This is a genomic window from Nocardia farcinica, assembly GCF_029867845.1.
GTDB lineage: Bacteria > Actinomycetota > Actinomycetes > Mycobacteriales > Mycobacteriaceae > Nocardia > Nocardia farcinica_A.
Genome location: NZ_JARWRU010000658.1, coordinates 1 through 2,547 on the forward strand (window position 1 = coordinate 1; position 2,547 = coordinate 2,547).

The 2,547-nt window shown below is 75.7% G+C and carries 3 protein-coding genes; 2 read left to right on the top strand and 1 reads right to left on the bottom strand.

Features of this window, described 5'->3' with window-relative positions; translation table 11 throughout:
* Positions 1–1,440, bottom strand: a 1,440-nt coding sequence (locus QH283_RS14560; RefSeq protein ID WP_280503536.1) for an ATP-binding protein, incomplete at its 3' end; no start/stop codon positions are given.
* A gap of 162 nt (positions 1,441–1,602) precedes the next feature.
* Here QH283_RS14560 and QH283_RS14565 point away from each other — a divergent pair.
* Together QH283_RS14565 and QH283_RS14570 are read left to right on the top strand one after the other, a co-directional pair.
* Positions 1,603–1,959, top strand: coding sequence for a nuclear transport factor 2 family protein (locus QH283_RS14565; RefSeq protein WP_280503537.1), 357 nt, complete (start codon positions 1,603–1,605; stop codon positions 1,957–1,959).
* A 44-nt stretch (positions 1,960–2,003) separates the two neighbouring features.
* Positions 2,004–2,432, top strand: a complete 429-nt coding sequence (locus tag QH283_RS14570; RefSeq protein WP_280503538.1) for a hypothetical protein — start codon at positions 2,004–2,006, stop codon at positions 2,430–2,432.
* Positions 2,433–2,547 lie beyond the last annotated feature (115 nt).

Here is a 2,547-nt window from a genome sequence, read left to right on the forward strand (position 1 = left end):
CTGGCCGAGCAGTCGCGCGGCGAGGCCCGCATCGGCGGCCGTGAGCGCCGCCGCGGCCGTCAGCAGCCGCCGGTGCGCCGCGCGGTGCCGCCCCGCGCCGAATTCCGCACTGCCGCGCACCAGGTCGAGCCTGGCCGCGATCGACGGATCGCGCGTGCGGTCCGCTGCCCGCGCCGCCGCCCGCAGGGCCGAATCGAATTCTCCTGCCTCGGCGGCGGTTTCGGCGGCCAGCACCAGCCTGCGAATCCGTGCCGCCTCATCGGTGCTCAACGCGGCGGCCCGCTCGTAGGCGGCCACGGCCCCGTGGTGGCCGTTGCGCAGGCGGGCCCGTTCGGCGGTGGCCTCCAGCGCGGCCGCCACCTCGTCGTCCGGGCCGGTGGCCGCCTGCGCCAGATGCCAGGCCCGCAGGTCGGCACGGTCGGGGGTGGTCATGGTCGCGGCCAGCGCCCGGTGCGCGGCCAGCCGGTCGCCCAACGGCGCGCCCCGATAGATCGCCGACCGCAGCAACGGATGCCGCAGACGCAGGTGCCCGCCGTCGGCGGCGATCAACCCGAGTTCCTCGGCGGGCCGCAGATCCTCCGGGCCGGTGCCCAGTTCGGCGGCCGCGGCCAGCACCGGTCCCGCCTCGGTGGTCCCGGCCGCCGCGGCCACCAGCAGCGTGGTGCGGGTGGCCGCGGGCAGCATGCTCACCCGGCCGTGGAAGGCCACGTGCAGCCGCTGGGTCAACGGCAGCGGATTCGGTCCCTCGTCGGCGGCGTCGGCCAGCACACCGGGCAGTTCGCGCAGGGCGAGCGGATTGCCCGCCGCCACCCCCAATGTGCGCATCCTGACGTCAGGGGCGAGCGCAGGCGCCGTGGCGTCGAGCAGCGCGGCGGCCGCATCCGGGCGCAGCGGGCCCACGTGCAGCTCCGGCAGCCCGGGTGCGGGGAAGTCCTCCGGCCCGTCGCGGGTGGCGAAGATCAGCGCCACCCCCTCCGCGTCGAGCCGCCTCGCGGCGAACAGCAGCGCGTCGGCGCTGGCGTGGTCGAGCCAGTGCGCGTCGTCGATCAGGCACAGCAGCGGATGCTCGGCCGCCTCCTCGGCCAGCAACGACAGCACCGCCGAGCCGATGAACAGCCGGTCCCCTGGCGCGCTCGCACCGAGACCGAACGCGCCGGACAGGGCGGCGCGCTGGCGTTCGGGCAACCGCTGGATCAGCCGCCGCATCTGCGGCCCCGTCGGACGTGCCAGCAGATGCAGCCCGGCGAACGGCAGTTCCGCCTCCGACTCCACCCCGGCGCTGCGGACCGTCGCCAGTCCCTGAGCCGCCGCGTAGTCCAGCAGGGCGGTCTTGCCGACGCCGGGCTCACCGCGCAGCACCAGCGCCCCGCTGTGCCCGGTCCGCGCGTGCGCCAGCAGCTCGTCGATGCGCGCCTGCTCGCTCTCGCGTCCGTACAGCACGGCTCCACCGTAACCGAGCGTCGCGGGTGGGTATCGCGACCGCCCGAGTACCCATCCGAGGCCGAAAAGTACTTATGCGTGACAGATTCGGCGACCCGGCCACCGCTCCTACCGTTTCTCCCGTACCCACCGGAAAACCCCGGCTCACCGAGGAGAGACAGCATGAACGACCTCGTCGCCCAGTACCTGGCGATCTGGAACACCACCGATCCCGTCGCCCGCCGCGCGGCCATCGCCCGCGTCTTCACCGACCGGCCCGCCTACGTCGACCCGCTGATGGACCTCAGCGGCCGCGAGGCCATCGACGCCGGCATCGCCGCGGTCCAGTCGCAGTTCCCCGGCCTGGTCTTCCGGCTCGCCGGCCCGGTCGACGCCCACCACGAGCAGGCCCGCTTCCGCTGGGAACTCGGGCCGGCCGACGGCGCCGCGGTGGTCGTCGGCTTCGACGTCGCCATCCTCGACGGCGGCCGCATCGACCGCGTCTACGGCTTCCTCGACCAGGTTCCGGCCGCCGCCTGATCGGCCGCCCGTGACCTCTCGCCCGCCGTCCAGAAGGACTCTCAATGACCACCTCCACCCCCGCCTCCACCGGCCGCCTGTCCGCCCTGCTCGGGTCAGGTGATCGCCTGCTGCGCCTCGCCCTGCGCGCCGACGCGCTCGTCACCGGCGTCAACGGCCTGGCCTATCTCGCCCTGTCCGGTCCATTGGAGTCGCTGCTCGGCCTCGACCGCGGCGTGGCGCTCGGCCTCGGCGCCTTCCTGCTCGTCTACGCCGTGGCCGTGACCGTCGTCGGCCTGCCCGTCCGCGTCAACGGTGCCGCCGTCCTGGCGGTGATCGGCGCCAACGCCGCCTGGGCCGTCGGCAGCGTGGTGGTCGTACTCACCGGGGTACTCGGCCTGACCGCGGTCGGCTCGGTGTGGGCGATCCTGCAGGCACTGGTGGTCGGTGGTTTCGCCGCCGCCCAGTACGAGGGTCTGCGTACGGCCGGCTGACACCAGGTGCGGGGGGGGGGGGGGGGCCGCGGGGGGGGGGCGCCCCCCCCCCCCCCCCCCCCACGACCCCCCGGGGGGGGGGGGGGGCGGGCCCCCGCCCCCCCCCCCCCCCCCC

What these genes read in the sequence shown, in the direction of transcription:
- QH283_RS14565 (WP_280503537.1), top strand. Translation starts at nt 1,603, where the DNA reads ATGAACGACCTCGTCGCCCAGTACCTGGCGATCTGGAACACCACCGAT.
- QH283_RS14570 (WP_280503538.1), top strand. Translation starts at nt 2,004, where the DNA reads ATGACCACCTCCACCCCCGCCTCCACCGGCCGCCTGTCCGCCCTGCTC.